21 protein-coding genes and 2 pseudogenes are annotated in these 25,470 nt (G+C 45.2%); 13 read left to right on the top strand and 10 right to left on the bottom strand.

Annotated elements, in window-relative coordinates:
• Positions 1 to 41: 41 nt before the first annotated feature.
• The gene (gene clpS / locus KU855_RS02695; RefSeq protein WP_218528808.1) at positions 42 to 350 is read right to left on the bottom strand and encodes an ATP-dependent Clp protease adapter ClpS; all 309 of its coding nucleotides are present in this window, start codon (positions 348 to 350) and stop codon (positions 42 to 44) included.
• 193 nt (positions 351 to 543) lie between these two features.
• Here clpS and cspD point away from each other — a divergent pair, with 193 nt between their 5' ends.
• The gene (gene cspD / locus KU855_RS02690; protein WP_218528807.1) at positions 544 to 750 is read left to right on the top strand and encodes a cold shock domain-containing protein CspD; all 207 of its coding nucleotides are present in this window, start codon (positions 544 to 546) and stop codon (positions 748 to 750) included.
• Between the two features lie 79 nt (positions 751 to 829).
• Here the strand turns inward: cspD and KU855_RS02685 are convergent, their stop codons facing one another.
• Positions 830 to 3,052, bottom strand: a complete 2,223-nt coding sequence (locus KU855_RS02685; RefSeq protein ID WP_218528806.1) for an NADP-dependent isocitrate dehydrogenase — start codon at positions 3,050 to 3,052, stop codon at positions 830 to 832.
• Positions 3,053 to 3,292: 240 nt separating this feature from the next.
• Between KU855_RS02685 and KU855_RS02680 the strand changes: the two genes are divergently transcribed.
• From KU855_RS02680 to KU855_RS02655, 6 genes and pseudogenes are all read left to right on the top strand, one after another.
• Complete coding sequence (locus tag KU855_RS02680; RefSeq protein ID WP_371316312.1) at positions 3,293 to 3,958, top strand: rRNA large subunit pseudouridine synthase E; 666 nt, start codon at positions 3,293 to 3,295, stop codon at positions 3,956 to 3,958.
• Positions 3,959 to 3,960: 2 nt separating this feature from the next.
• Positions 3,961 to 4,418, top strand: a pseudogene (locus KU855_RS02675) (NUDIX hydrolase).
• A 204-nt stretch (positions 4,419 to 4,622) separates the two neighbouring features.
• Entirely contained in the window at positions 4,623 to 5,735 is a 1,113-nt protein-coding gene (mnmA, locus tag KU855_RS02670; protein WP_218528805.1) for a tRNA 2-thiouridine(34) synthase MnmA, read from the top strand.
• Between the two features lie 20 nt (positions 5,736 to 5,755).
• Complete coding sequence (hflD, locus tag KU855_RS02665) at positions 5,756 to 6,358, top strand: high frequency lysogenization protein HflD (RefSeq protein ID WP_256260842.1); 603 nt, start codon at positions 5,756 to 5,758, stop codon at positions 6,356 to 6,358.
• A 31-nt stretch (positions 6,359 to 6,389) separates the two neighbouring features.
• Positions 6,390 to 7,757, top strand: a complete 1,368-nt coding sequence (gene purB, locus KU855_RS02660; protein ID WP_218528803.1) for an adenylosuccinate lyase — start codon at positions 6,390 to 6,392, stop codon at positions 7,755 to 7,757.
• A gap of 94 nt (positions 7,758 to 7,851) precedes the next feature.
• Positions 7,852 to 8,982 carry a cupin domain-containing protein gene (locus tag KU855_RS02655; protein ID WP_218528802.1) on the top strand — a complete coding sequence of 377 codons (1,131 nt, stop codon included), beginning with the start codon at positions 7,852 to 7,854 and terminating at the stop codon, positions 8,980 to 8,982.
• Between the two features lie 81 nt (positions 8,983 to 9,063).
• Here KU855_RS02655 and KU855_RS02650 read toward each other — a convergent pair whose 3' ends face one another.
• A complete protein-coding gene (locus KU855_RS02650) occupies positions 9,064 to 9,513 on the bottom strand; it encodes a DUF4826 family protein (protein WP_218528801.1) in 450 nt (149 codons plus the stop codon).
• A 262-nt stretch (positions 9,514 to 9,775) separates the two neighbouring features.
• Here KU855_RS02650 and KU855_RS02645 point away from each other — a divergent pair, with 262 nt between their 5' ends.
• Positions 9,776 to 10,807: a Glu/Leu/Phe/Val dehydrogenase gene (locus KU855_RS02645; RefSeq protein WP_218528800.1), complete on the top strand. Its 1,032-nt coding sequence runs from the start codon at positions 9,776 to 9,778 to the stop codon at positions 10,805 to 10,807.
• A 184-nt stretch (positions 10,808 to 10,991) separates the two neighbouring features.
• Positions 10,992 to 11,342 carry a hypothetical protein gene (locus tag KU855_RS02640; protein ID WP_218528799.1) on the top strand — a complete coding sequence of 117 codons (351 nt, stop codon included), beginning with the start codon at positions 10,992 to 10,994 and terminating at the stop codon, positions 11,340 to 11,342.
• Between the two features lie 20 nt (positions 11,343 to 11,362).
• Here KU855_RS02640 and KU855_RS02635 read toward each other — a convergent pair whose 3' ends face one another.
• The 4 genes from KU855_RS02635 to ppsA form a co-directional block, all read right to left on the bottom strand.
• On the bottom strand, positions 11,363 to 11,776 hold the full coding sequence (locus tag KU855_RS02635; RefSeq protein WP_218528798.1) for a PliI family lysozyme inhibitor of I-type lysozyme: 414 nt from the start codon (positions 11,774 to 11,776) through the stop codon (positions 11,363 to 11,365).
• Positions 11,777 to 11,779: 3 nt separating this feature from the next.
• Positions 11,780 to 12,199, bottom strand: coding sequence for a MarR family winged helix-turn-helix transcriptional regulator (locus tag KU855_RS02630; RefSeq protein ID WP_218528797.1), 420 nt, complete (start codon positions 12,197 to 12,199; stop codon positions 11,780 to 11,782).
• Between the two features lie 203 nt (positions 12,200 to 12,402).
• The gene (locus tag KU855_RS02625) at positions 12,403 to 15,444 is read right to left on the bottom strand and encodes an FAD-binding and (Fe-S)-binding domain-containing protein (RefSeq protein ID WP_218528870.1); all 3,042 of its coding nucleotides are present in this window, start codon (positions 15,442 to 15,444) and stop codon (positions 12,403 to 12,405) included.
• Between the two features lie 182 nt (positions 15,445 to 15,626).
• Complete coding sequence (gene ppsA / locus KU855_RS02620; RefSeq protein WP_218528796.1) at positions 15,627 to 17,996, bottom strand: phosphoenolpyruvate synthase; 2,370 nt, start codon at positions 17,994 to 17,996, stop codon at positions 15,627 to 15,629.
• Positions 17,997 to 18,121: 125 nt separating this feature from the next.
• Between ppsA and KU855_RS02615 the strand changes: the two genes are divergently transcribed.
• The 4 genes from KU855_RS02615 (at position 18,122) to KU855_RS02600 (ending at position 21,648) form a co-directional block, all read left to right on the top strand.
• Entirely contained in the window at positions 18,122 to 18,934 is an 813-nt protein-coding gene (locus tag KU855_RS02615) for a pyruvate, water dikinase regulatory protein (protein WP_218528795.1), read from the top strand.
• 204 nt (positions 18,935 to 19,138) lie between these two features.
• Positions 19,139 to 20,203, top strand: coding sequence for a 3-deoxy-7-phosphoheptulonate synthase (locus KU855_RS02610; RefSeq protein WP_218528794.1), 1,065 nt, complete (start codon positions 19,139 to 19,141; stop codon positions 20,201 to 20,203).
• Between the two features lie 153 nt (positions 20,204 to 20,356).
• Positions 20,357 to 20,779: an acyl-CoA thioesterase gene (locus KU855_RS02605; protein WP_218528793.1), complete on the top strand. Its 423-nt coding sequence runs from the start codon at positions 20,357 to 20,359 to the stop codon at positions 20,777 to 20,779.
• 209 nt (positions 20,780 to 20,988) lie between these two features.
• Positions 20,989 to 21,648 carry a response regulator transcription factor gene (locus KU855_RS02600; RefSeq protein WP_218528792.1) on the top strand — a complete coding sequence of 220 codons (660 nt, stop codon included), beginning with the start codon at positions 20,989 to 20,991 and terminating at the stop codon, positions 21,646 to 21,648.
• Positions 21,649 to 21,663: 15 nt separating this feature from the next.
• Here the strand turns inward: KU855_RS02600 and KU855_RS02595 are convergent.
• From KU855_RS02595 to KU855_RS02585, 3 genes and pseudogenes are all read right to left on the bottom strand, one after another.
• Positions 21,664 to 23,561, bottom strand: a pseudogene (locus KU855_RS02595) (monovalent cation:proton antiporter-2 (CPA2) family protein).
• Positions 23,558 to 24,136, bottom strand: coding sequence for an NAD(P)H-dependent oxidoreductase (locus KU855_RS02590; protein ID WP_371316314.1), 579 nt, complete (start codon positions 24,134 to 24,136; stop codon positions 23,558 to 23,560). Before KU855_RS02590 ends, KU855_RS02595 begins: the two are co-directional and overlap by 4 nt.
• A 51-nt stretch (positions 24,137 to 24,187) precedes the next feature.
• On the bottom strand, positions 24,188 to 25,453 hold the full coding sequence (locus KU855_RS02585; RefSeq protein ID WP_218528790.1) for an APC family permease: 1,266 nt from the start codon (positions 25,451 to 25,453) through the stop codon (positions 24,188 to 24,190).
• Positions 25,454 to 25,470: the final 17 nt, after the last annotated feature.

Here is a 25,470-nt window from a genome sequence, read left to right as displayed (position 1 = left end):
CCCCTAAAAAATGCAAAGATTTGTGCGGTTAAGGATCAGAATTATGCCTTCTCTAACGAACACAGTAACGGATGATCATTCTGTCTGGCAAATTGATTTACTTGTATCACTTTCGTTTCCGCAATATCAAAAGGATACAAACCGCATACTGCTTTCCCTTGATGATGAACCGTCAGCATAATGTCGGTCGCTTTTTCATCGGTTAAGTTAAAAAATAATTTGAGCACCTCAATCACAAAATCCATTGGGGTGTAATCATCATTATTCAGGATCACCATATACATTGATGGAGGGGTGACTTCTGCCACCTGTAATTCCTGTTGTTTTTCAATATTTCCTACTTTGCCCATACTGCAATATTAGCCTCTAAAATTGGTTGCGACCAATTGATAAATAAAAATAAAGCAAATGTTACCTAGTTGTTAACTTTTGCTTGACTTCCAACTTGCGTGCTTTCATTCTGTTACTCAGGCGGAGATAAAGGAACCGCTCACTAGGTTTTACTATCTTACTGGGAAGTAGACAATAGAAGGAAGTGGAAGTATGGCTAGCGGAACTGTTAAATGGTTCAACAACGCCAAAGGATTCGGGTTTATTTGTCCGGACGAAGGCGGTGAAGATGTATTTGCGCATTATTCGACAATCACGATGGAAGGCTACAGAACTCTAAAAGCAGGCCAACCCGTTGAATTCGAAGTAGAGCAAGGCCCAAAAGGGATGCACGCTTCAGCAATATCACCCGTCCTCTAACACTGAGTACCTCGGTAACTTGGGGATGATAAAATAAAAAAGGCAGGTCACCCTGCCTTTTTTATTGGCTGAAATTCAATTATATCGATAATAATTGATTCAACACTTCACTTGGTCGCATGACCGCATTGGCTTTGACGTCATCTAAACGGTAATAACCGCCTAAATCCGCTGGTTGACCTTGTACCTTGGCTAACTGACTCACGATTACGGCTTCGTTTTCCTTCAGCGCTTGACTCAGTGACATAAACTCAGAAGCTATCACTGGATCTTGAGTCTGTGTCGCCATTGCCTCAGCCCAATACATCGCCAAATAGAAATGACTGCCGCGGTTATCCAACTCGCCGACGCGGCGTGACGGTGATTTGTTTTCTTCGAGGAAACGGCCAATAGCTGTATCTAATGCTTGTGCCATCACCAAGGCTGACGAGTTATCCGTTGTTTGACCTAAATGCTCTAATGATGCGGCTAATGCGAGAAACTCACCTAAAGAGTCCCAACGTAAATGGTTTTCTTGTTCAAGTTGTTCAACATGCTTAGGAGCACTCCCCCCTGCGCCGGTTTCAAACAATCCACCACCATTCATTAATGGCACGATAGATAGCATCTTAGCACTGGTACCCAGCTCTAAAATGGGGAACAAATCGGTTAAGTAATCTCGCAATACGTTGCCGGTGACAGAAATAGTATCAAGACCATCACGAATTCTGGCTAACGTCGCCGACGTCGCAGCCACTGGCGCTAATATCGAAATATCCAAGCCATCGATGTCATGCTCAGTTAAGTATTGCTCAACTTTCGCAATCAGTTGGCGATCATGGGCGCGTTCAGCGTCTAACCAGAAAATAGCCGGCGTGTTGGACAATCGAGCACGATTAACTGCCAGTTTAACCCAATCGCGGATGGGAGCATCTTTGACCTGACACATGCGCCATACATCACCGTTTTCCACAGCATGTTCCATCAACACTACGCCTTGACTGTCGATGACTTTAACCACTCCAGCGCCAGCAATTTCAAAAGTTTTATCATGGCTGCCATACTCTTCCGCTTTTTGTGCCATTAAACCGACGTTTGGCACACTGCCCATGGTACGGGGATCAAAGGCACCGTGTTGCTTGCAGAAATCGATAGTGGCTTGATACACCCCAGCATAACAACGGTCAGGGATCATCGCCTTAGTGTCTTTAGGTTGACCATCAGGGCCCCACATTTGCCCAGAGGTACGGATCATCGCGGGCATTGAGGCATCAATAATGATGTCACTCGGCACATGTAAATTGGTAATGCCTTTATCAGAGTTAACCATGGCGAGCGCAGGTTGATGTTGGTATACCGCCTCTAAATCGGTCAGAATTTGCTGACGAGTCGCCTCGTCTAACTGATCTAATTTGCCATAAAGATCGCCAATACCATTATTTACATCTACGCCTAACTGTTCGATAACCTTGGCATGTTTGCTCAAGACCTCCTGATAAAATACCGTCACAGCATGACCAAATAATATGGGATCTGACACCTTCATCATGGTGGCTTTCAAATGCAATGAGAGCAACACGCCCTCTTCTTTCGCCTTGGCTATTTCAGTTTGATAGAAGCTCACCAATTGCTGCTTACTCATGACCGCAGCATCAATAATCTCCCCCGCCAGTACGTCAACAGGGGCACGCAGCGGCTTATCAACGCCATTTTGAGTAAAGATGATCGAGACGGTATCTTCAGAGCGCATCGTCACTGACTGTTCACTGCCGTAAAAATCACCGCTCGCCATGTGCGCCACATGCGATTGTGAACTTGGCTGCCACGCGCCCATGCTATGCGGATGTTTACGGGCATAGTTTTTTACCGACAAGGGTGCACGGCGATCAGAGTTACCTTCACGCAAAACCGGATTAACCGCACTCCCCTTGATTTTATCGTAGGTTTGCTTAATTGCTTGCTCGGCAGCATCTTGTGGTTCATCGGGGTAATTTGGTAGGGCGTAACCTTTTTGTTGTAACTCGCGAATACAGGCTTTTAATTGCGGTACTGACGCACTGATGTTGGGAAGTTTGATGATATTGGCTTGCGGTAACGAGGCCAATTCACCCAGTAAGGCTAAGTCATCGTTGATCTGTTGCTCTGGAGCTAAGCACTCAGGAAAACTTGCAATGATCCGGCCAGATAAGGAGATATCGCGCGTTTCAACCTTGACCCCTGCTTTGTGGGCAAATGATTGAATAATTGGCAGTAAAGAATATGTCGCCAATGCTGGGGCTTCATCGGTTTGGGTATAGATGATCGTCGGTATAGTTACGTCCATTTTACGTCCTACTGTTATAATGATTTCCTGAGGGCTGCAGTTCAGACTGCTGACTCGATAACATCCGTTAAGCCGAGTCATTACCTATTACGCCGCCCGGCGTTGCTTCACAAAAAACATTAAATATCAACTTAAGTCACAGTGATAGCCGACATCATAGAGCATTCAACGCAAGATTCAAATTCCACTAAGGCCCAATGACAAGTAAACTATCCCTAAACTAAATCATAATAGACTGATGTGACTGTTTCAAAATCATGGCAAAAACGCTCGGCAACGCCCGGGATAAAGCACCACAAGCGACCAACCACAGCTAAACGCTCGTCAGCGGGCATGCGCCAACGCCGTCCCCGAGCAGCCCATCCTGTGGTCATTTTATTTAATAAACCATTTGATGTGTTATGCCAATTTACCGATGAACAAGGTCGGCAAACCTTAAAAGATTATATCCCCATCAGCGATGTCTATGCCGCCGGACGATTAGATCGTGACAGTGAAGGCTTATTACTGCTCACCAACGATGGCGTTCTTCAAGCTCAATTAACACAACCTGCGAAGAAAACATGGAAAACCTACTGGGTACAAGTGGAAGGCAGCGTGACTGATGACGCCATTGCGACGCTGTGTCGTGGGGTGGAACTGAAAGACGGCATGACCTTAGCGGCCAAAGTCACGAGGATCGATGAACCCACCCTGTGGCCAAGAACGCCGCCGGTACGAGAAAGAAAATCCATTCCCACCAGTTGGCTTGAGATTAAAATATGCGAAGGTCGTAATCGACAAGTTCGGCGGATGACGGCCCAGATTGGCTTTCCAACGTTACGGCTAATTCGGGTGGCGATTGGGGAGTATCATCTCGCCGATTTGGCTAATGGTGAGTACCGCGTGTTAGCCCAACAGAGCTGATGATGACGGAACGTTATCGCCCCAATGTGACGGTGGCCTGTATTATCCAATGCCAACAACATTATTTGTTGGTAGAAGAACAAATCGATGTCAGGTTCGCTATAACCAACCAGCCGGTCACCTCGAAGCCAATGAAAGCTTAATCGAAGCCTGTATTCGAGAAGTTCAAGAGGAATGCGGTTTAACGATAAGGCCGACACATTTAGTCGGTATCTATCAATACAGTGCCACCGCTGAACTCGCGTTTTTGCGGTTCACTTTTGCCGTTACGTTAGAACACATGCCTACCGCCATCCCTCTTGATCCAAAAATTAAGGCGACGCACTGGCTAACGATTGATGAAATAGAGGCCTTAACGCCCCAATTACGCAGTCCATTAGTCCTCACATCCCTACACGATTATTGCCAAGGCCATGGCACTAACCTGTCGCTGATTAATAGTGATTTCCTAACAAGGTAATGGATTCTATAACAGAACACATAGAACCATTATCAGAACAGCACGTGATAGCCGTTACCTACAAAGCATGGTAGAATACGCCACCGTTTTTTATTGGTTTTATTCGCAGTAACGCTTAATTTATTAGCTTAATCATCTCAGTAATTATGACTGAGGCTCTGCCATAAAACTTAGTTAATCGATTCATTTTTCAGGTTTGATTTCATGACTGCAAGCACTTCACCTAAACCCCTAAAAGTCATTGTCGGTATGTCCGGCGGTGTTGACTCCTCTGTGTCTGCCTATCTGTTGCAGCAGCAGGGTTATGATGTCGAAGGCCTGTTTATGAAAAACTGGGAAGAAGACGACACCGATGAATATTGTGCCGCCACCGAAGATCTTAAAGATGCCCAGGCAGTATGTGACAAACTAGGAATTAAACTGCACACAGTGAATTTCGCGTCTGAGTATTGGGACAATGTGTTCGAATACTTCTTGGAAGAATACAAAGCTGGTCGCACGCCGAATCCCGATATCATGTGTAATAAGGAAATCAAATTTAAGGCATTTTTAGAATTTGCCGATGATATCCTGGAGGCTGATTACATTGCCATGGGGCACTATGTTCGACGCCGTGACATTGATGGCCACACCCAAATGCTGCGTGGTGTTGATGCCAACAAAGATCAAAGTTACTTCTTGTACACCTTAAATGAACAGCAAGTCGCGCGCAGTTTATTCCCCGTGGGCGAGCTCGAAAAACCTGAGGTTCGCCGCATTGCTGAAGAGCAAGGACTGATCACCGCCAATAAAAAGGACAGTACCGGTATTTGCTTTATCGGTGAGCGCAAGTTCAAAGACTTTCTGGCCACTTATTTACCCGCACAACCAGGCAATATCGAAACGCCAGAAGGCGAGGTTATTGGCCGTCACGACGGCTTGATGTACCACACTTTAGGCCAACGCAAAGGGCTCGGCATTGGTGGGATGAAAAACAGCAATGACGACCCATGGTATGTGGTTGATAAAGACATTGAACGTAATGTGCTTATCGTCGGTCAAGGCCATGAACACCCACGTTTGATGTCAGCCGGCATGGAAGTTAACCAATTACATTGGGTTGATGGTAACGGCCCGGTTGATGGCGCGAATATCAGTGTTAAAACCCGCTACCGCCAACAAGATGCCCCATGTCAGGTACGTCTGATGAACGATGGCCGTATAACCGTTCGTTTTGATCAACCCATGAGCGCTGTTACCCCAGGACAAAGCGCCGTATTTTACGACGGTGAAGTCTGTCTTGGTGGCGGCATTATTGACGTATTAATAAAAGAATAATCACAGTGAGTGAAGCAATAATGGAAAGTACTCAGGCCTTTGCCGGCCTGCTCCACGCAGTGGCAGAGGTACAATACCTCTCACGCCACGGCGAGTCAGACAAAGACATGTTAGCTGCCAGCCTCAATAGCATTTTAGTGACTAATCCTGATTCAGTCGCTGATGTCTATCCCGATAGATTTTCGCAGCGTAAAGGTATGCAACTGATCCAAAGCCAGTTAGGTGAACAGGGGCAAAAAGATGTCGAATTAACTCGCTATTTGGTGGGCATTCTTGCTCTAGAGCGAAAATTAAGTCGCAATGCCAATGCCTTAGGCATGCTGGCTGAACGCATTAATCAAGTCGAAAGACAACTACACCATTTTGCTATCACTGATGAACAAGTAATTGCAAATTTAGCATCGATTTACAGTGATATCATTAGCGAATTAGGGCCAAAAATTCAAATTACAGGTAACCCTAACTGTCTGCAACGTCCCTTGGTGCAACAGAAAATTCGTGCCCTACTCTTGTCTGCAATGCGCAGTGCTGTGCTATGGCGACAACTCGGTGGCAAACGTCGTCACTTAGTGTTTGCCCGCAAAGCGATTGTCGATGCGGCAACAAAATCTCTTTCCCTTTAATTGTTAATTTAGGTTCGCCAAGGAGCTTTATATGGAACTATCCGCACTAACTGCTATCTCTCCGGTAGACGGTCGTTATGCTAGTAAAACCGCCTCATTACGAGGGATCTTCAGCGAGTTCGGTTTAACCAAATATCGCGTCCAAGTTGAAATTAACTGGTTAAAGCTGCTGTCTAGCTGTCCAGAAATTGCCGAAGTGCCGCCATTTAGCGAAGAAGCCTTAGCGTTGCTGGACGCCATCAAAGATAACTTCAACGAAGAAGATGCGTTACGAGTAAAAACCATCGAAGCCACGACTAACCACGATGTCAAAGCGGTCGAGTATTTTATTAAAGAAAAAATCGCCGCTAATCCAGAATTAGTGGCCATTGACGAATTTGTCCATTTTGCTTGCACTTCTGAAGACATCAACAATTTAGCGCACGGCTTAATGCTCACTGAAGCTCGCGAGCAAGTATTACTGCCCTATTGTCAACAACTGATCGATGGTATTAAAAAGTTAGCCAAAGACTATCGTGATGTACCACTGATGTCTCGTACTCACGGTCAGCCCGCATCACCATCGACCTTAGGCAAAGAAATGGCCAATGTTGCCATGCGTTTGCAACGTCAAGCGGATCAAATTCGCTCGGTCGAGCTCATGGGCAAAATCAATGGTGCGGTGGGTAACTACAATGCTCACTTATCTGCGTATCCCGAGGTTGATTGGCATGCCCTATCGCAGCGATTTGTGACTAGTTTAGGTTTACATTGGAATGCCTATACGACCCAAATCGAGCCTCATGATTATATCGCTGAGTTATTCGATGCTATCGCTCGTTTTAACACCATTTTGATTGATTTTGACCGAGATATTTGGGGCTATATTGCGCTGGGACATTTCAAGCAAAAAACCATTGCAGGTGAGATTGGTTCATCGACCATGCCCCATAAAGTCAATCCTATTGATTTTGAAAACTCAGAAGGTAACCTTGGTATCGCTAATGCCATCATGCAGCATTTAGCGGCGAAACTGCCATTGTCACGCTGGCAGCGTGATTTAACCGACTCCACTGTACTGCGAAATTTAGGTGTCGGTATGGCTCATGCACTGATTGCTTATCAGTCGACCCTTAAAGGGATCAGTAAGCTTGAAGTAAACGAAGTTCATCTTCGTGATGAATTAAACCATAACTGGGAAGTATTGGCTGAGCCTGTTCAGACCGTTATGCGTCGTTATGGTATTGAAAAGCCTTATGAGAAGTTGAAAGAGTTGACTCGTGGCAAACGCATCGATGCGGAGCAGTTAGCCGTATTTATTGATGGTTTAGATCTGCCAGACACTGTCAAAGTTGAATTAAAAGCAATGACACCTGAAAATTATATTGGCCGCGCGACACAATTTGTTGACGAGCTATAATAGAATCTTTCTCCCCAATGACGGCAACCTCGGGTTGCCGTTTTTGTATTCCAGTGCCAATAAAATTTGGCCGTAAGTATTGGTAACCATATCTATGTATCAACTCCAACTCAATCACGCGGATTTTCTGGCCCAGCACTGGCAAAAACACCCGTTGGTGATCCGACAAGGCTTCGTCAATTTCATCGATCCTATCGAGCCTGATGAATTGGCGGGACTGGCCATGGAAGAAGATCTCAGCTCTCGACTAGTATTTACCGAAGGGAATAACTGGCGTATTCAACAAGGGCCGATTACCAACTTTAGCCAGCTCGGAGAGCAAAATTGGCAATTGTTAGTACAAGCGGTCAATCATTTTGCCGAGCAAACTCATCCTTTCTGTAACAGCTTTCGCTTTCTGCCCGATTGGCGCTTCGATGATTTGATGGTGTCATTCGCCATGCCTGGCGGTGGAGTGGGGCCTCACATAGACAACTACGACGTCTTCATTATTCAAGGCAGTGGTAGCCGTCGCTGGACAGTAGGACCGCTGGGTGAATATCAACAGCGCAATAATGATGCTAACAGTCCATTAATCGAAGACTTTGAGCCGATCATAGATACTGTATTAGCCCCAGGGGATATATTATATATTCCCCCCGGCTTCCCTCACCGCGGCTACACGCTCGAACCGTCGATGAGTTACTCGATGGGCTTTCGTGCACCATCACAACAGGAACTGATTGGTGAGCTTGCCGATTACATGCTCGATAACCAACTCGGTCAACACCGATACGTATCAACAGCAGAAACCTTACCAGCATCGCAATTTAGTCAGCAGCAACAGCAAGGCTTAATGCAATTATTAACCGATCTGGCGAGCGATCCTACGCAGTACCAAACTGTGTTAGGCCGACTCTTGAGTCAAAGCCGTTTCGAACTTGATATTAATGAAATGGAGCCTGAACTCAGCGAAGATGAGTTAGACGAAGCAATAAGTGAGGGTGCGATGCTGCAACGTATCGGTGGCCTTAAGGTGTTGTTGCTTGAAAATGATCACCAATCACGACTATTTGCCAATGGTGATGCCTTCCCGTTGCCGCAAGCCAATATGGATCAATTAAGCCTGTTAGCCGAAGTACGCTGCCTTAGCGGCACGCAGCTAACCGAGTTATGCCAACACCATGCGATTAAAACCTTACTGCTGTCATGGATCAATGCCGGCTATTATTATTTAACGGAATAATTCGCGACGATAAAAAAAGCAGAGATCCTCAGGTTCTCTGCTTTTTACTGGCAACGTCGCCAATTCTGGCGAAAGATTACCTTACGACCACAGCGCTTCGTCTTCTTGCACTTGGTATAAATTCTGCGCTCTTGAGATCAACAGGTTGGCAAACTTTTTCTGGGTCGGGTCGGCAACAGCCCCTGAACGAATAAGATTTTCAGCTTTAATTTGCCAATTCAGAGAAAAGTGTTTGAGCACGTCTCTTGGCGTTGCGGCAGCGGACACTTCAACATAATCTGTCGGTAAATCACCAGAGATCACCCAATAGGTTTTCTTCTGCGGCTTAGCAGACTCCATTTTCCAAACCGCAACATAGGGAGCTAAATAGCGGCTTTGATCTGTTAACACCTTACCTGGCATGATGCCTTTTTCAGCAAGGAAGCGGTTAGCTTTTTGAAATTGCTCACGAACCCAAACTTCACGTTGTTGTTCCATGGCTTGCACTTGCTCTGGAGTTAATTGAGCAGCATTCGTCTCAGCTTCAGACATACGACACTTCCTTCATTATTATTTTTTGTTGCCAATATACTGCCCTATAGCAAGGATTCCCGCAATAATATCGCCACAATACTCCGACATTTTTTAGTTAACATCATTCCATTTACCCATTTTGGCAAGCAATCTTGCCATCATTCGTTACTTGGTCATCACAATAGACTTGGTCGTCTATTGGCAAAATGTTATTGTTGCGCCAAATTACAACAAAAGTTGTCGATATGTGTATCGGTTTTTAACACAGGGAGTATTTTTAGTGGCTGTTTTTAATCATGTTTCTTATGACGATCATCAAGAAGTGGTATTTTGCCACGATAAAGCGAGTGGTTTAAAAGCTATTATTGCCGTGCATAATACTAACCTTGGACCCGCGTTTGGTGGTTGTCGAATGTGGCACTATCAAAACGATGATGATGCACTGAACGATGTGTTACGATTATCGCGTGGTATGACCTATAAAAATGCCTTAGCGGGTTTACACATGGGCGGCGGAAAATCAGTGATCATTGCCGATCCTAAATCCACAGATAGAGAAGCCCTCTTTCGTGCTTTCGGGCGTTTTGTTCATACCTTAGGGGGTTTATATTATTCTGCAGAAGATGTCGGTGTAAGTACAAAAGATATCATGTTTGCTCATCAAGAAACGCCTTATGTGGCTGGACTTGAAGGCAAAAGTGGTGATCCCTCCCCTTTTACCGCGCTTGGCACTTACCTTGGAATCAAAGCGGCAAATAAGCATCAAAATGGGACTGATAATCTGGCAGGGTTAAAAATTTCCGTTCAAGGCGTTGGCCATGTTGGTTACCATCTTTGTAAGTATTTGCATAAAGAAGGTGCGGAATTAATTGTCACCGATATTGACCAAGTTGCGCTGGATCGTGTCGCCAATGAATTTAATGCACTGGTAGTGGCGCCTCAAGATATTTATCATCAAGATGTCGACATTTATTCCCCTTGTGCATTAGGTGCCACGATCAACGACACTACGCTTCCCTTGCTCAAAGCGAAAATTATTGCAGGCTGTGCGAATAATCAGTTGGCTGAACTCCGCCACGGTGAACAGCTAAAATCGATGGGGATTTTGTACGCTCCCGATTATGTCATCAATGCCGGCGGCATCATTAATGTCTCCTTTGAAAACGACTATGATGCTGAGCGTTCTCGGCGCAAGGTGGAAAATATTTACCAAACGTTGGAGAGTATATTTCAACAAGCTGATGCGCAAAATAGAACCACCAATGCCGTGGCCGATGAAATGGCTCGTGCCATCATAGAGGCTGCGCGCTAAACTACTGAATAATGGAATAATTAAGAGCTAGCTTTTGCTAGCTCTTTGTTTTTGTGAGATAAATTTAAAAATCCTAAGGGAACAGGTAGATAGCATCAAATAGCAAATAATGCGTTATCACAGGTGGCAAACCTCCCGAGTTTTTGCTTGACTTAAATTTCAGAAAGGGAGCTTTGGAGAGGATATGGTCAACTTTGATTACATTATTAATCAGCAATTACTTAAGATCGAGGCCAGTAGTTGGTGCGGACTTGAACGTGTATTTCTCAATGGTCATTTGGTGTCATTCAAGTTCAATTTTGGCCGCAGCAGTCGCCATATATTTTCACTGAATAATGGTCAACAATGTCAATTAACACTCCATATTGACCCTGACAGTCATCAATTACGCTGCCGTATTTATAAAAACCAACATTTATTAACTAGCCTAGTTCAAGGCGCTGAACATCTTAGAGACAGTCAACGCCAAACAAAACAAATCATGGTGGTAGCCAGCCTTGGTTTGCTCTTTGCTATATCAGTATTACTCTCATAGAGCCTTACCAAGGCTAACCTTTAACAATGATCTAATTGATTATCGTCGTCAATACATAACCGATAGTGGTGAGTGTAATTACCACTACCTGCAGTTGCTGTGGTAATTGTTAAGCGAATTTGCGCCTTATCTAATGTGGCATCCGTGATCACACCATCTCGACTAAACACCATGCCACTGCTCATTTGCCCCACATTGAGATCTCGATACAAGATCACCGTAATAGTGCCAATTGAGCGTGGTTCAAACATCCCTTCTCGCACCACTAAGCTAGTGCCGTTAGCTAGCGTGAGCACTTTAGCAAAAGACTCATTAGCGTTGCATTCAAGGAAAGTCGTCTGAGGAGAGGTCGGCAATGGGGGCGACAGATGCTGACAACCGCTGACGGCTATCACGCAGAGGCAAGCGCACAGCTTATATGTATAGGATGTCATCATTTAGTCCAAAGAGCGATTGACCTTAGTCAATAACGCGATCAACGCTTGGCGCTCATCCTCGGATAAACTGGCCAAGTATTTTTGATTCACTTTCTCCGCCTCATAGACTAAGTCTTGTTCAAGGGCTTTAGCATCATCGGTGAGAAAAATCTTAAAGGCCCGCCGATTATCAGCTTCTTGGTGACGGGTGATATAACCAAGGACTTGGAGTTGATCCAGTAATCGCGTCATGGTGTAATTCGCAACATCACAGCGCTTAGAGAGTTCCGTTTGCGTGATCCCTTCTTCTTGCCATAACGTAAATAAGACCGGCCAGAGTTTGATATCCAATTGATATCGCTTCAATCGCTCGTCTAATTCATGTTGCAGAGTCACATTTAAATGACTCACTAAATACCCAAGGTGTTCATAACGCTTCAAAAATCACCTCCTGCCATACCACTAAAGCAATGATCACGATTGTTCTAAATCGCACTCATGACCCGGACAAATCCTGTGTCTGACTTAATACTACCATCTAGCGCGTAATAAACTAGCGGTGATTTTAATTTTGTTAAGCACATTGAAATGAGGTGCACCGTGTGGCTAACCTGCAAAGGCTGGCCAGCCACACAATGACGGGATCAACAAAGATCCAATAAGGCTTCGAGTGGATGGCGCGGGCGGAAGTGAGCAAACCGTTTCACTTGGCTACGGCACGAATAACCTGAGACTAACACTTGTTGTTGGGGTAACTCGGCTAAGCTCGGTTGCCACGACAAACTAAACAAGGTTTTAGAGCGCGATAAATTGGCCAATTCGTGACCATAGGTCCCTGCCATACCGCAACAGCCAAGATTTTTCACTGTAAGTTCGGCACCAAAATGTGCAAAAATTTGTTGCCATTGGTTGCCCGTTTCTGGCTTTGCCGTCGACTCAGTGCAATGACTAAACCAGACAAACTTGGGCGGCGTGCGGCCCTCTTGAGCTCGGCTTCTTGGCAGACTCGCCAGGGTCATGCTCAGCCATTCATTGGATAACAACACCTTAAATTCACCGCGTTTTTCAGCCAATATTTGCCGATATTCATCGCGATAACATAACACTAATGCAGGATCGACCCCGACCAGCGGCATCCCCAAGGCACTCAGCTGATTAAAAAAGTCAGCACTGGTTTGAGCTATCTTGGCAAACTTAGCTAAAAACCCTTTAATATGAGCGGGTTTACCATTAGGTTTAAAGGGTAAAAGTACTGGCTTAAAGCCAAGTTTTTCCACCAGTAACACAAAATGATATATCAACTTAGCATCATAAAAACTATTAAAGGGATCTTGCACGATAAGCACGTAGCGTAACCGCTCTGCCACAGGAATGGCTTGCAGATCGTCTAAATCATAGCCCAAACAAGCATGGCCTTTGAGTAAATCGGTCAATGACGGGGTTGATAAGTCAGGCGTATCAATGTAGCCCAAGGCGTGTTTTATTACCCAGCGGCTCAAGCGATTGTTTGAGATTGCATTCACTAAGGCTGGCGTTTTCGCCAGGGTTGCAATCCCGTCTTCCAATCCTGCGACTAGATAATCTTTGGCTGGGCGTTGATAACGCTGATAATAAATATTAAAAAATTCAGCTCTAAACTTAGGCACATCGACCTTTACCGGACATTGGCTCGAACAGGCTTTACAGGCTAAACAACCTTGCATGGATGCCATCACTTCATGAGAATAATCATACGTTTTATCTTGGTTCAGGGTATTGCGGATCCGCGTCCAAATGGGGGCTGCTTTGGCTGTCGCTAAGGCATTGATGTCAACACCGTTGTTTTCTAGCAAGCGTAGCCACTCACGCATTAATCCTGCGCGTCCTTTCGGTGAGTGTATCCTATCACCTGTGACTTTAAACGACGGGCACATAGGAGATAACGTACTGTAATTAAAACATAAACCATTGCCATTGCAATTCATGACATCAGGATAAACCTGTTGTACCGAGATCGGAATTTGTCGATCGTAAGTGCCACGCTTGATACTATCGATATTGTATTTCAATGGGCCGGCATCAATTGGACTCACTAACTTGCCAGGGTTTAGTCTATTTCCGGGATCAAACTTGCCCTTAATCACTCTTAATAAGTGATACAAGCGGTCACCAAAGATGGTGGGAGCATATTCCCCACGTACACCTTTACCATGTTCGCCCCACATTAACCCGCCATATTTGTGTGTGAGCGCCGCCACTTCATCCGATAAGGTTCGCAGTAAAGCTTCGTCATTAGGATCGCACATATCTAATGCCGGACGGACATGTAATACCCCAGCATCGACATGGCCAAACATGCCGTACTCTAATGATTTGCTATCTAATAATGCCCTAAACTCTAAGATAAAATCCGCCAGAGACTCAGGCGGAACCGCGGTGTCTTCCGCAAAGGCGATAGGTTTACGACGCCCTTTGGTCGCGCCTAATAACCCTACCGCTTTTTTACGCATGCCATAAATGAGATTGATACTGGTCAAGTCATCACATATTTGCCAACCAACAATCCCTTGATTATTGTGCTGCAGCAACTTGTCTAAACCGGCCAAGCGAGCATTGACATCGTCGCTATCCCCAGCAAACTCAACCATGTTGAGCCCCATGATCTCATGCCCGACAACATCGGTGATTAAAGGGGAAACCGAGTGCCATATAATATCTTGACGAGCAAGGTTAAGCACCTTTGAATCAATGGTTTCAACAACAGTAGCTCGAGCATCGACTAAGGTGGACGCATGACGAAGTGCCGACTCAAAGGAGTCATACTTAATGTTCACTAGCACTCGCGTATTGGGCAAAGGGGTAATATTTAATTTCGCCTCAGTCACCACGGCCAGTGTCCCTTCAGAGCCGGCGATCATTCTCGATAAATCAAATCGGTTTAATTCATCATTCCACACATGTTTTAAATCGTAACCCGTTAAGAAACGATTTAACTCTGGGAACTGTTGCAAGATGAGCGCACGATTCGACTGACATTCGTGGGCGACCGTGCCGACCAATGCTTGGGCCAATGGACTCTCTAATTGTTCGATATAGCGCGCAAGTTCATCTCCATCTATCGGTGACGTGACTAAGGTTGAGCCATCGCTCAGTACCGAGGTTAACCCTAAAATATGATCTGACGTTTTACCGTAAACTAATGACCCTGCGCCCGAGGCATCGGTATTAATCATTCCGCCAATCGTGGCTCGATTTGATGTCGATAAATCAGGACTAAAAAAGAAACCATGAGGCCGTAACACATCATTAAGCTGATCTTTCACCACACCGGCTTCAACCCGAGCCCAGCCCTCAACGACGTTAACTTCAAGCACCTGGTTCAAATAGCGAGAGAGATCTAACACAATCCCATGAGTCAATGACTGACCATTGGTACCGGTACCGCCGCCTCGAGCACTAAAATACACCTCTGAAAATTCTGGACGGTTAGCCAGCGTCATGGCCGTTTCAATATCCTGCCGATCGCGGGGGTAAAGCACTGCCTGAGGAATAAATTGATACACAGAGTTATCGGTCGCTTGCGCTAAGCGCGCCGCGTAACTATGGTCAATATCACCGACAAAGAGAGGCGTTAAAGCGTGTAGGTAAGCACTAAACACCGCTTCTTGTGTGTGCTCATGGGCAATTCTGGGTAATTGTTGGGTCATAGCAGTCAAGGGTAACCTTAGCAATGATAACGAGCATGAGATAACCGAAATTTCTCATTGTTTTGGCCTTAGTTAACCGCGGATCGATCTTGGCTGCAATAAATTTAAAACAAAAAAGCCGCAAAAAGCGGCTTTTTATAAAATAAATGAATAATTTACTTATTCACTGACATAAATCTCAGTTATTTTTCTGCACCCGCCAGATATAACCAAGTATCAATCACGGTATCAGGGTTCAGCGATACAGTATCAATGCCCTGCTCTACTAACCATGCTGCAAAGTCAGCGTGATCTGATGGGCCTTGACCACAAATGCCAATATAAGCACCTTTCGCTTTGGCCGCTTTAATTGCCATTGCCAATAACACTTTAACCGCTTCATCACGCTCATCAAACAGGTGACTGATAATGCCAGAATCACGGTCTAGACCTAAGGTTAGCTGAGTTAAATCGTTAGAACCGATAGAGAATCCATCGAAATGCTCTAAGAATTTGTCGGCAAGTAACGCATTTGATGGCAACTCACACATCATAATAACGCGTAAACCATCTTTACCTCGCTCAAGCCCTTGGTCTTTGAGCAAAGCAATCACTTGCTCAGCTTCAGACACGGTCCGCACAAATGGGATCATAATTTCGACGTTAGTCAGACCCATATCATGACGCACACGCTTAATCGCTTCACACTCTAAGGCAAAGCAATCACGGAACGAATCAGAAATATAACGGCTAGCACCGCGGAAACCCAGCATTGGGTTTTCTTCTTCTGGCTCGTAGCGATCACCACCGACTAAATTGGCATATTCATTCGACTTAAAGTCTGACATACGCACAATGACTTTCTTAGGATGGAAAGCGGCAGCAATAGAGGCAATACCTTCAACCAAGCGAGCAATATAGAATTCTACTGGTGATGCGTAACCGGCAATCATCTCAGTAATTTCTTCTTGCAGCTGTGGTGTTTGGCTATCAAATTCCAGCAGCGCTTTCGGATGGATACCAATCATGCGATTGATAATAAACTCTAAACGAGCAAGACCTACGCCCTCGTTAGGTAAACGAGCGAAGTCAAACGCACGATCAGGATTACCCACATTCATCATGATTTTCATCGGTAAGCTAGGTAAGTCATTCACTCGGTTAGTGATAACTTCAAAATCTTGTTTACCATCATAGATAAATCCGGTGTCACCTTCTGCACAAGACACAGTCACCATTTGACCATGCTTAATCCGTGACGTCACATCACCACATCCAACCACGGCCGGTACACCCAGTTCACGAGCAATAATCGCTGCATGACAAGTACGACCACCACGGTTGGTCACAATGGCACTGGCACGTTTCATGATAGGTTCCCAATCTGGGTCGGTCATGTCGGTCACTAACACATCACCAGGTTGGATTTGATCCATATCGGCAATAGATTTAAGTACCTTAGCCACACCAGAACCGACTTTGTGACCAATCGCTCGACCTTCACTAATCACGTCACCGCGGCTCTTTAAATGATAACGTTCAATTAATTGGACATCTTCACGGCTACGTACAGTTTCTGGACGTGCTTGAACAATATACAACTTGCCATCATTACCGTCTTTTGCCCATTCGATATCCATCGGACGGCCATAATGCTCAGCAATAATCACCGCTTGCTTAGCTAATTCCATCACTTCATCGTCAGTGATAGAGAATTGACGACGCAGCTGGGGTGCCACATCTTCAATCTTGACTTGCTTACCATGAGATGCATCATCTGAATACACCATTTGAATAAGCTTGCTACCAATGTTGCGACGAACAACCGCTTGATGGCCGGCTTTCAAACTAGGCTTATGAACATAAAATTCATCAGGGTTAACGGCCCCCTGAACCACCATTTCGCCTAAACCGTAAGAGGATGTGATAAATACCACATCTTCATTACCCGATTCAGTGTCAATGGAGAACATAACACCCGATGCCGATTTATCTGAGCGCACCATTAATTGCACACCAGCAGACAGGGCTACACCATGATGCTCATAGCCTTGGTGCACACGATACGAAATCGCACGGTCATTAAAGAGTGAGGCAAATACGTGTTTGATTGCGACAATCACAGAGTCGTAACCTTTCACGTTTAAGAAGGTTTCCTGCTGACCTGCAAACGAGGCATCAGGCATGTCTTCTGCTGTGGCAGAAGAGCGTACAGCAAATGAAGCATTGTGGGTTTCAGAGGCCAGTCGGTCGTAGGCTTGTTGTACTGCCTCTTCTAATGACGACTGGAAAGGGGTATCGATGATCCATTGTCTGATCTGTGCGCCGACTTTTGCCAATTCATTGACATCGTCCACATCCAGTGTGTTTAGGACATCATATATCTTCTGGTTTAATCCGCTTTGCTCCAAGAATTCATTGAACGCAAAAGACGTCGTGGCAAAACCACCCGGTACTTGTACGCCTGCATTTGCTAAATTACTGATCATCTCACCAAGAGAAGCGTTTTTGCCGCCGACTTGGTTGACGTCGCCCATGCCTAATTCCTGATACCAGAGTACATATTGCTGCACAGTTCTATCTCCGCATGTTTATTTCATTGGCCCCTTCACACGAGGGCAACGGCATTTTACACTCCATCACAATTACCGTAAATGTATAATTTTATTTGTAATTTTATTACTACAATGAGGCCAAAATGTCGCGTAAAGTATTTTATATTTCAGATGGGACGGCGATCACAGCCGAGATTTTTGGGCATGCTGTACTCTCGCAGTTTCCTATTAGTTTTGATGCACTTACTATTCCATTTGTCGAAACAATTGCAAAAGCTGAGTCAGTAAAGAAGACAATCAATGATAGTTTTATTACCACAGGCGAACGCCCTTTAGTGTTTCATTCCATCGTAAAACCCGAAATTCGCGACATAATCTACTCCAGTGAAGGACTCGATTATGATTTTTTAAACACGTTTGTCGCCCCTCTTGAACAACAATTAGGCGTTCAAGCGACCCCAGCATTGCATCGCACTCATGGCAAAAGTAATAAAAGCTATGAAACTCGTATTGATGCGATTAATTACGCCATGGACAATGATGACGGCCAGACCATGAAACACATGGATACCGCCGAAATTATTCTGCTTGGGGTATCACGCTGTGGCAAAACCCCGTCCAGTTTGTATTTATCCATGCAATTTGGCATTAAGGCAGCCAATTATCCTTTTACTGAAGATGATATGGATAATTTACGCTTACCTGAGGAACTTAAGCGCAACAAACATAAATTGTTCGGCTTAACTATTGATCCCAGTCGTCTGCATGAAATTCGCCAAAGCCGTTTAGAAAACAGTCGCTATTCTTCATTACGCCAATGTCGTATTGAGGTTAAAGAGGTTGAAATGCTCTATAAAAAAGAGCGGATCCCTTTCCTTAATACCACCAATCAATCTGTCGAAGAAATTGCGGCCAAAATTCTTGATATGACCGGAATGAAACGACATATGTTCTAATGTCGAGGGTACGCTGCGCAGCCCTTTGGGGTTGCAAGTGCCGGCGTATCTGTCCTTTGATAGGCCTGTTTGCCATATATTAGTCGAAATAAATTGCATGCTTGCTGATATTTCAGGCAACAGGCACTGTGCTTCACGGTGTTATTCGTTATAATCCAACGCAATATGTTTCAAATTGACTTGTAACCAAGTCCGGTAATCTGAATGACCATTAAAACTGACGAACTACGTACCTCCCTACTATGTAAGGTCATTTCGCCTGCGGAATTGGCAGCCGAATTTCCTCTCACGCAAGGTGCAGCCGATTACTTAGTCGAGCAACGACGTGATGTGGAAGCCATACTCACTGGCGCAGATCAACGCTTATTGGTCATTGTGGGGCCTTGCTCAATTCATGACACCAAAGCGGCATTGGATTACGCTGCCCGTTTAGCCGAATTGCACAATGAGCTCAAAGATGACTTGTGTATCTTGATGCGCGTGTATTTTGAAAAGCCTCGTACCATTGTCGGTTGGAAAGGCTTAATCTCAGATCCAGATCTTGACGGTAGCTTTAGTCCAAACAAAGGCTTAAAACTGGCACGACAATTACTGCAACAAATCACTGAGTTGCGTTTGCCAATTGCGACTGAATTTTTAGACATGGTCAATGGTCAATATATTGCCGATTTAGTGACTTGGGGAGCCATCGGCGCCCGTACCACCGAAAGCCAAGTCCACCGTGAAATGGCATCGGCTTTATCTTGCCCTGTTGGCTTTAAAAATGGCACCGATGGTAACATTGACATTGCCGTTGATGCTGTACGCGCCGCTAAAGTGCCCCATATTTTTTACTCGCCTGATAAAGATGGTCATATGTCGGTATACCGTACCCACGGTAACCCCTATGGCCACATCATTTTACGCGGTGGTAAACAGCCTAATTATGCCCCCCAAGATATCGACAAGATTCGTGAACGTTTGCATGATATTGGCTTGACTGAGCGCGTGGTAATTGACTTCAGTCACGGCAATAGCCAAAAGCAGCATCTGAAGCAGCTTGAGGTTGCTGACTCGATTATGGCGCAAATGCGTCAGGGTAATACCGTCATCGCCGGCATCATGGCTGAAAGCTTTATTGAAGAAGGTAACCAAAAAGTGTTACCTAACAAACCATTAGAGTATGGCAAAAGTATCACTGATGCCTGCTTACATTGGGAAGATTCGAAAAACCTGTTACGTCAACTGGCCAAGGCATCACGAGATCGCATCAATTTTCTTAACCAGTAAACAATGGTTAATTTTCAATTTAAGCCCCTGTTAATCAGGGGTTTACACTATTTATTCAGCGCTATGGCTATCCATCTCATTTGGCAGTCTATATTGCCTAACGCCTAAACGCTTTATACTCCTGATTTTAGTCTGCACAGATAAGGTTGTACTATGCCATTGACTCAAGCTCGCTCAGGTTGCTCTGCGGCCATTAAACAACGCATTAACCAGTCCGAAGCCCGTGTCATTAAAGCGGTATTCCCATCCATCACCAATCATCACAACACCCTGTTTGGTGGCGAAGCACTCGCTTGGATGGATGAAACTGCTTTTATCGCTGCCACGCGTTTTTGTCGAAAAACCTTAGTGACGGTGAGCACAGATAAAATCGATTTTAATCAGCCCATCCCAGCAGGATCACTGGCTGAAATTATTGCTAGGGTCATCCATGTAGGAAATACCTCATTAAAGGTCGAAGTCAACATTTTCGTGGAAGATATGTATACCGATCATCGTCAACATGCCATTCGCGGAGTGTTCACCTTTGTGGCTATGGACGAACACAGAAAACCCACCAAAATCTTGGCCGCCTAAGCACCAATGACTTAGCGGCATAGCTGACCATATGCCGCTAAGATAAACATTATCAGCATGACGCAACCGCTGGATCCTCCGAACAACTGACTTAACTGCATGAGTAAGCAATAAAAACTCATAATCGGTTATTTTTTGATATGTGCTGTTGTATCTTTTCTGTTACATTAAAAAAACCTTCAAGTGCAACCATAACTCATTACAAAGCCATGAAGCTTGAAAACTTAAATATTATCATCGCTGATGATCACCCATTATTTCGCAATGCACTTCGTCAAGCATTGACGAATGCCTTTGCTGATACCCGCTGGTTCGAAGCTGATTGCGCCGATGCCTTGCAGCAGCTGTTAGACACCCCCAAAAACAGTTATGATCTGATCCTATTAGATCTACAAATGCCGGGATCTCACGGCTACTCAACATTAATACATTTACGCAATCACTTTGCCCATGTGCCGGTGGTGGTGATCTCAGCTTATGAAGATAATCTCACCATTAGCCGAGCGATACATTACGGTAGCTCAGGATTTATTCCAAAATCTGCCTCAATGGAAACCCTCTGTGATGCCTTAACCACCATTCTTTACGGTGACATATGGCTTCCGTCAGGGGTCCAATTACATTCAATCGATGATCAAACCGAAGATCCTATTGCCAACAAACTCGCCGAATTGACCCCCCAACAATATAAGGTGTTGCAGATGTTTGCTGAAGGGCTATTGAATAAACAAATAGCCTATGACCTTGGGGTCTCAGAGGCGACAATTAAGGCCCATGCCACGGCCATATTCCGCAAACTGGGCGTGCGCAACCGCACTCAAGCGGTCATTGCCTTGCAACAATTAGATAGGGATAAAGTGGAATTGTAATAACACGACAAGTCACTACTCCTTATCGTCTGAGTTCTTTTCGGGTGGAGGATCCCATGCGCTGCTGTTGTTGTAGTGTAGATGGTCGACCTCTGCCACTCTTGAACTAAGCGCCTCTTCAAGTTGTAGAAATAACGCCTTAAAGTCAGTGTTATATTTATCATCTGCACTGGCTTCTCGCCACAATTCATAGAGCTTTTCTGATATTTAGCTTCTAATTTTGCAAAAGTCAGTTGTTTATTCCTTGCTTGAAAAGGATGTTCCCCGAGGCAAATCAATGCATGTTTAGCCAGTTCAAGTGCAGAAAAATAGGTTTCAGACACTAGGTAGTCAGCTCCAGCAAGGGTTAGCCGATAACCATGCCCTCGATCATACGCTCTAGCAAATACCTTAACTTGTGGGTAGGTCATTTTGACATATTCCACTAAGGTGATGGCTTGCTCCGGATTATCAATAGCAACCACTAATAATTTGGCCTTTTCGATACCAGCGGTATGGAGTAAATCCGGTCGAGTCGCATCGCCAAAATAACTTTTCATATTGATTAAACGCATCAACTCAACTTGCTGAGCTTGATGATCTAACACCACAGTGCTCACCCCATTGCCCACCAGCAAGCGGTTTATGATTTGGCCGAAGCGTCCTATGCCAGCAATAATGACTTGTCCTTGACTATCGATGGGATCCGCTTCGCCTTGATTAGCACTGTCGGTATATCTTGGTAATATCAGTCGATCATAAAGCAGGAATAAGCCTGGGGTTAAAAACATCGACATGGCCACGACGAGTGACAATACCCCCCCGAGATGCTCATCAATTACCTGTTGTTGCTGGGTAAACGCTAGTAACACAAAACCAAACTCACCGGCTTGCGCCAAACTTAATGCAAACAACCAGCCTTCTGATTGACGGAGTTTAAATATCCACGCTAACCCCAATAATACGGCCGCTTTAATGAAAATAAGCCCAAACACCATCGTGATGACTAAGCCAAATTCAGCAACAAACAGAAGAAAATCAATATCGGCTCCCACGGTCATAAAAAACAACCCCAGTAATAAGCCTTTAAATGGCTCAATATTCGATTCAAGCTCGTGCCGAAACTCGGAGTTTGCCAACACCACTCCGGCTAAAAATGTTCCGAGCGCTGGAGATAAATTAACTAAACTCATCAGCGCCGCAATGCCTACCACCAGCATTAATGCCGTCGCCGTAAACACTTCTCTCAAGCCGGCACTGGCCACAAATTTGAATAAAGGACGACTAAGAAAGTGGCCCCCTACCACCACAATCCCTATCGCCAAGATAACGACACTGGCATACAACCAACCAGAGAGACCATTGACTAAAGACACCCTGGGCAATGAGGCAGCCATCGTGTCGCTATGATATCCAAACTCGGCGACCGCCAACAGAGGTAATAAGGCCAACATGGGGATCACAGCAATATCTTGAAATAGTAAGACTGAAAATGCGCTGCGACCGCCATGGGTGCGATTTAACCCTTTTTCATTGAAGGTTTGTAATACAATTGCCGTCGACGACAACGCCAAAATAAGGCCAATGGCGAGTGACGTTTCCCATGCTAATTTCAGGCATATGCCACCGAGCGTCAATGCTAATGTCGTTACGACTAATTGCAGCCCACCAAGGCCAAGTAATTTATGACGCATTTGCCATAACATTCTCGGTTCAAGCTCAAGCCCCACAACAAAGAGCATCATAACGACACCAAACTCAGCGAAATGCTGAATAGTTTCAGTTTCTTGGCCAACAAGACCAAAAATCGGTCCAATCATGACGCCGGCGATCAAATAGCCAAGTACCGAGCCTAACCCCCAACGCTTAGCTAAAGGAACAGCAACCACGGCTGCACACAGATAGATAAAACCTTGAAGAAAATAATCGGTCATCCTCGCTCTCCGAACACATCGACTATTGCTTCTGCAACTGAGTCGCCGGAGCGGCAAGCGTCAACACAAGTGGCTAATAGGGACTGCCAGTCTTGTAAATGAGACTCTAGCCGTTGCTGCTGTTTAGCAAAACCCGCCCCATATAACACCAAAGGCGGAACATAGTGCATCTGGCACAGCGTAGCGGTTTGTTCGAGCGGCACTATATAAGTGGTAATTGATTGGTGATTTACCCCACCGGCCGCATAAGTGGACTGATAGCCACCAGCCGAAATCGCACATAAAAAAGATTTTCCGGCTAGGCTATTACCGCCTTTACCGTACGCAAAACCATATTGGAGCACGGCATCTTGCCACTCTTTCAGCAGCGCGGGGGTGGAGTACCAAAACAAAGGAAATTGAAAAATGATCACATCATGATCAATCAAACGTTGCTGCTCAGCGGCCACATTAATAGCAAAATCCGGATACTGCGCGTAAAGATCAATGGCAGTAACGCCATCCATCTTGGTCGCGATGTCAAACATCCCTCGATTCACTTCAGATCGCTGAATCGCTGGGTGTGCACAAAGCACAAGAACATGGGCTAATCTCGTCACCAATGGCTGCCTATAGTTAACCTATCCCTATTCATGGTTATGTCTAAGGCCACCGAGCCAACCACTCACTAACAGGCTTAGCACTAAAATAATGAGGGCGGAATTTTGTGACGTTGACACTAAATTAAACACAAACATCACCATGATTATTAGCATCAAAACAAAGCCAACCGCCAAAAGTAATGCATTGGCGTGCAGTATTTGTCGTAGCCGCCAAGCACAAACAAATACCGCTAAATAACATAATAAGAAGGTGGCACTGGCTACATACGCCAAGGAGGCGAGATCGACAAAATTGGTTAACACTAAGGTCACCCCAAGCACTAAGTACATACCGACACTTAAAGAGCCATGGCTTTTCTGGAAGAATTTAGGCAATAACCGCTGCTCGACAAGATCATCACTGACATTAAACAAGGCAAAAATGTTGGCGATAACCGAGGAAGCCGTGGCGATTAACGCCGCCATAATAACCATAATAAACCCAGCATGCCCTAGGATAGGTTCCGCTGCTTGTGCGACGGCAGTATCGGAGTATTTCAATAACTCAGCTGGCGTGACATTACCTAACACGACTAACGCCAATAAAACATACACCACCATGACTAAAATAATCGCCAACATAAATGCCCGAGGCATGGTCTTTTCAGGATTTTTTACATCTTCAGCGGCATTCGCCATCATCCCATAACCAGAATACGCAAAAAAGGCCAGCCCCATGCTTGCCAAGATGCTTTCAAAGGGAGCTGAATGATGTATAACCAACTTTTCAGGTTGCAATTGAATACTGCCTGCCACCACAAAAATCGCCAAAATGCCCAGTTTGACCGCCACCAACCAGACTTCGACCCGGCCCACGGCTTTTGGGCCAATGATATTAAGAATTGTCAGAATGATAATGCAGGCACTGGCATAAATATTGGTCCACATCCCCGTTTGGGATTCATGCATTATTCTCGCGCCGTAGGCGCCAAAAGCTTTAGCAACCATGGCAATGGTCAAGATTAAAGTGACAAAGAACAAGATAGCTAAGGCATTGGCCAACCGCTCTGACGGTAAACCAATACGAAAATAATAATTGACCCCACCTTTGCTTGGGTAATGTGCACTTAAACGCGCATAAGAATAGCCAGACAAGATAGCTGCAATGCCACTGATGATAAACACGACATAAGTCTCAGGACCCACAGCGACCGATATTTGGCCTAACAACGCGAACACACCTGCACCGATCATGGAACCAATGCCTAATGCTGCAACGCTAAAAACCCCGAGTTGTTTGTTAGAAGGCATACACTCTCTAAGTTGTC

This window comes from Shewanella sp. NIFS-20-20, from assembly GCF_019209865.1.
In the GTDB taxonomy this organism is placed as follows: Bacteria; Pseudomonadota; Gammaproteobacteria; order Enterobacterales; family Shewanellaceae; genus Shewanella.
This window is presented reverse-complemented; position numbering and strand designations above follow the sequence as displayed.

What these genes read in the sequence shown, in the direction of transcription:
- clpS (WP_218528808.1), bottom strand. Translation starts at nt 350, where the DNA reads ATGGGCAAAGTAGGAAATATTGAAAAACAACAGGAATTACAGGTGGCA.
- cspD (WP_218528807.1), top strand. Translation starts at nt 544, where the DNA reads ATGGCTAGCGGAACTGTTAAATGGTTCAACAACGCCAAAGGATTCGGG.
- KU855_RS02685 (WP_218528806.1), bottom strand. Translation starts at nt 3,052, where the DNA reads ATGGACGTAACTATACCGACGATCATCTATACCCAAACCGATGAAGCC.
- mnmA (WP_218528805.1), top strand. Translation starts at nt 4,623, where the DNA reads ATGACTGCAAGCACTTCACCTAAACCCCTAAAAGTCATTGTCGGTATG.
- hflD (WP_256260842.1), top strand. Translation starts at nt 5,756, where the DNA reads ATGGAAAGTACTCAGGCCTTTGCCGGCCTGCTCCACGCAGTGGCAGAG.
- purB (WP_218528803.1), top strand. Translation starts at nt 6,390, where the DNA reads ATGGAACTATCCGCACTAACTGCTATCTCTCCGGTAGACGGTCGTTAT.
- KU855_RS02655 (WP_218528802.1), top strand. Translation starts at nt 7,852, where the DNA reads ATGTATCAACTCCAACTCAATCACGCGGATTTTCTGGCCCAGCACTGG.
- KU855_RS02650 (WP_218528801.1), bottom strand. Translation starts at nt 9,513, where the DNA reads ATGTCTGAAGCTGAGACGAATGCTGCTCAATTAACTCCAGAGCAAGTG.
- KU855_RS02640 (WP_218528799.1), top strand. Translation starts at nt 10,992, where the DNA reads ATGGTCAACTTTGATTACATTATTAATCAGCAATTACTTAAGATCGAG.
- KU855_RS02635 (WP_218528798.1), bottom strand. Translation starts at nt 11,776, where the DNA reads ATGACATCCTATACATATAAGCTGTGCGCTTGCCTCTGCGTGATAGCC.
- KU855_RS02625 (WP_218528870.1), bottom strand. Translation starts at nt 15,444, where the DNA reads ATGACCCAACAATTACCCAGAATTGCCCATGAGCACACACAAGAAGCG.
- KU855_RS02615 (WP_218528795.1), top strand. Translation starts at nt 18,122, where the DNA reads ATGTCGCGTAAAGTATTTTATATTTCAGATGGGACGGCGATCACAGCC.
- KU855_RS02610 (WP_218528794.1), top strand. Translation starts at nt 19,139, where the DNA reads ATGACCATTAAAACTGACGAACTACGTACCTCCCTACTATGTAAGGTC.
- KU855_RS02605 (WP_218528793.1), top strand. Translation starts at nt 20,357, where the DNA reads ATGCCATTGACTCAAGCTCGCTCAGGTTGCTCTGCGGCCATTAAACAA.
- KU855_RS02600 (WP_218528792.1), top strand. Translation starts at nt 20,989, where the DNA reads ATGAAGCTTGAAAACTTAAATATTATCATCGCTGATGATCACCCATTA.
- KU855_RS02585 (WP_218528790.1), bottom strand. Translation starts at nt 25,453, where the DNA reads ATGCCTTCTAACAAACAACTCGGGGTTTTTAGCGTTGCAGCATTAGGC.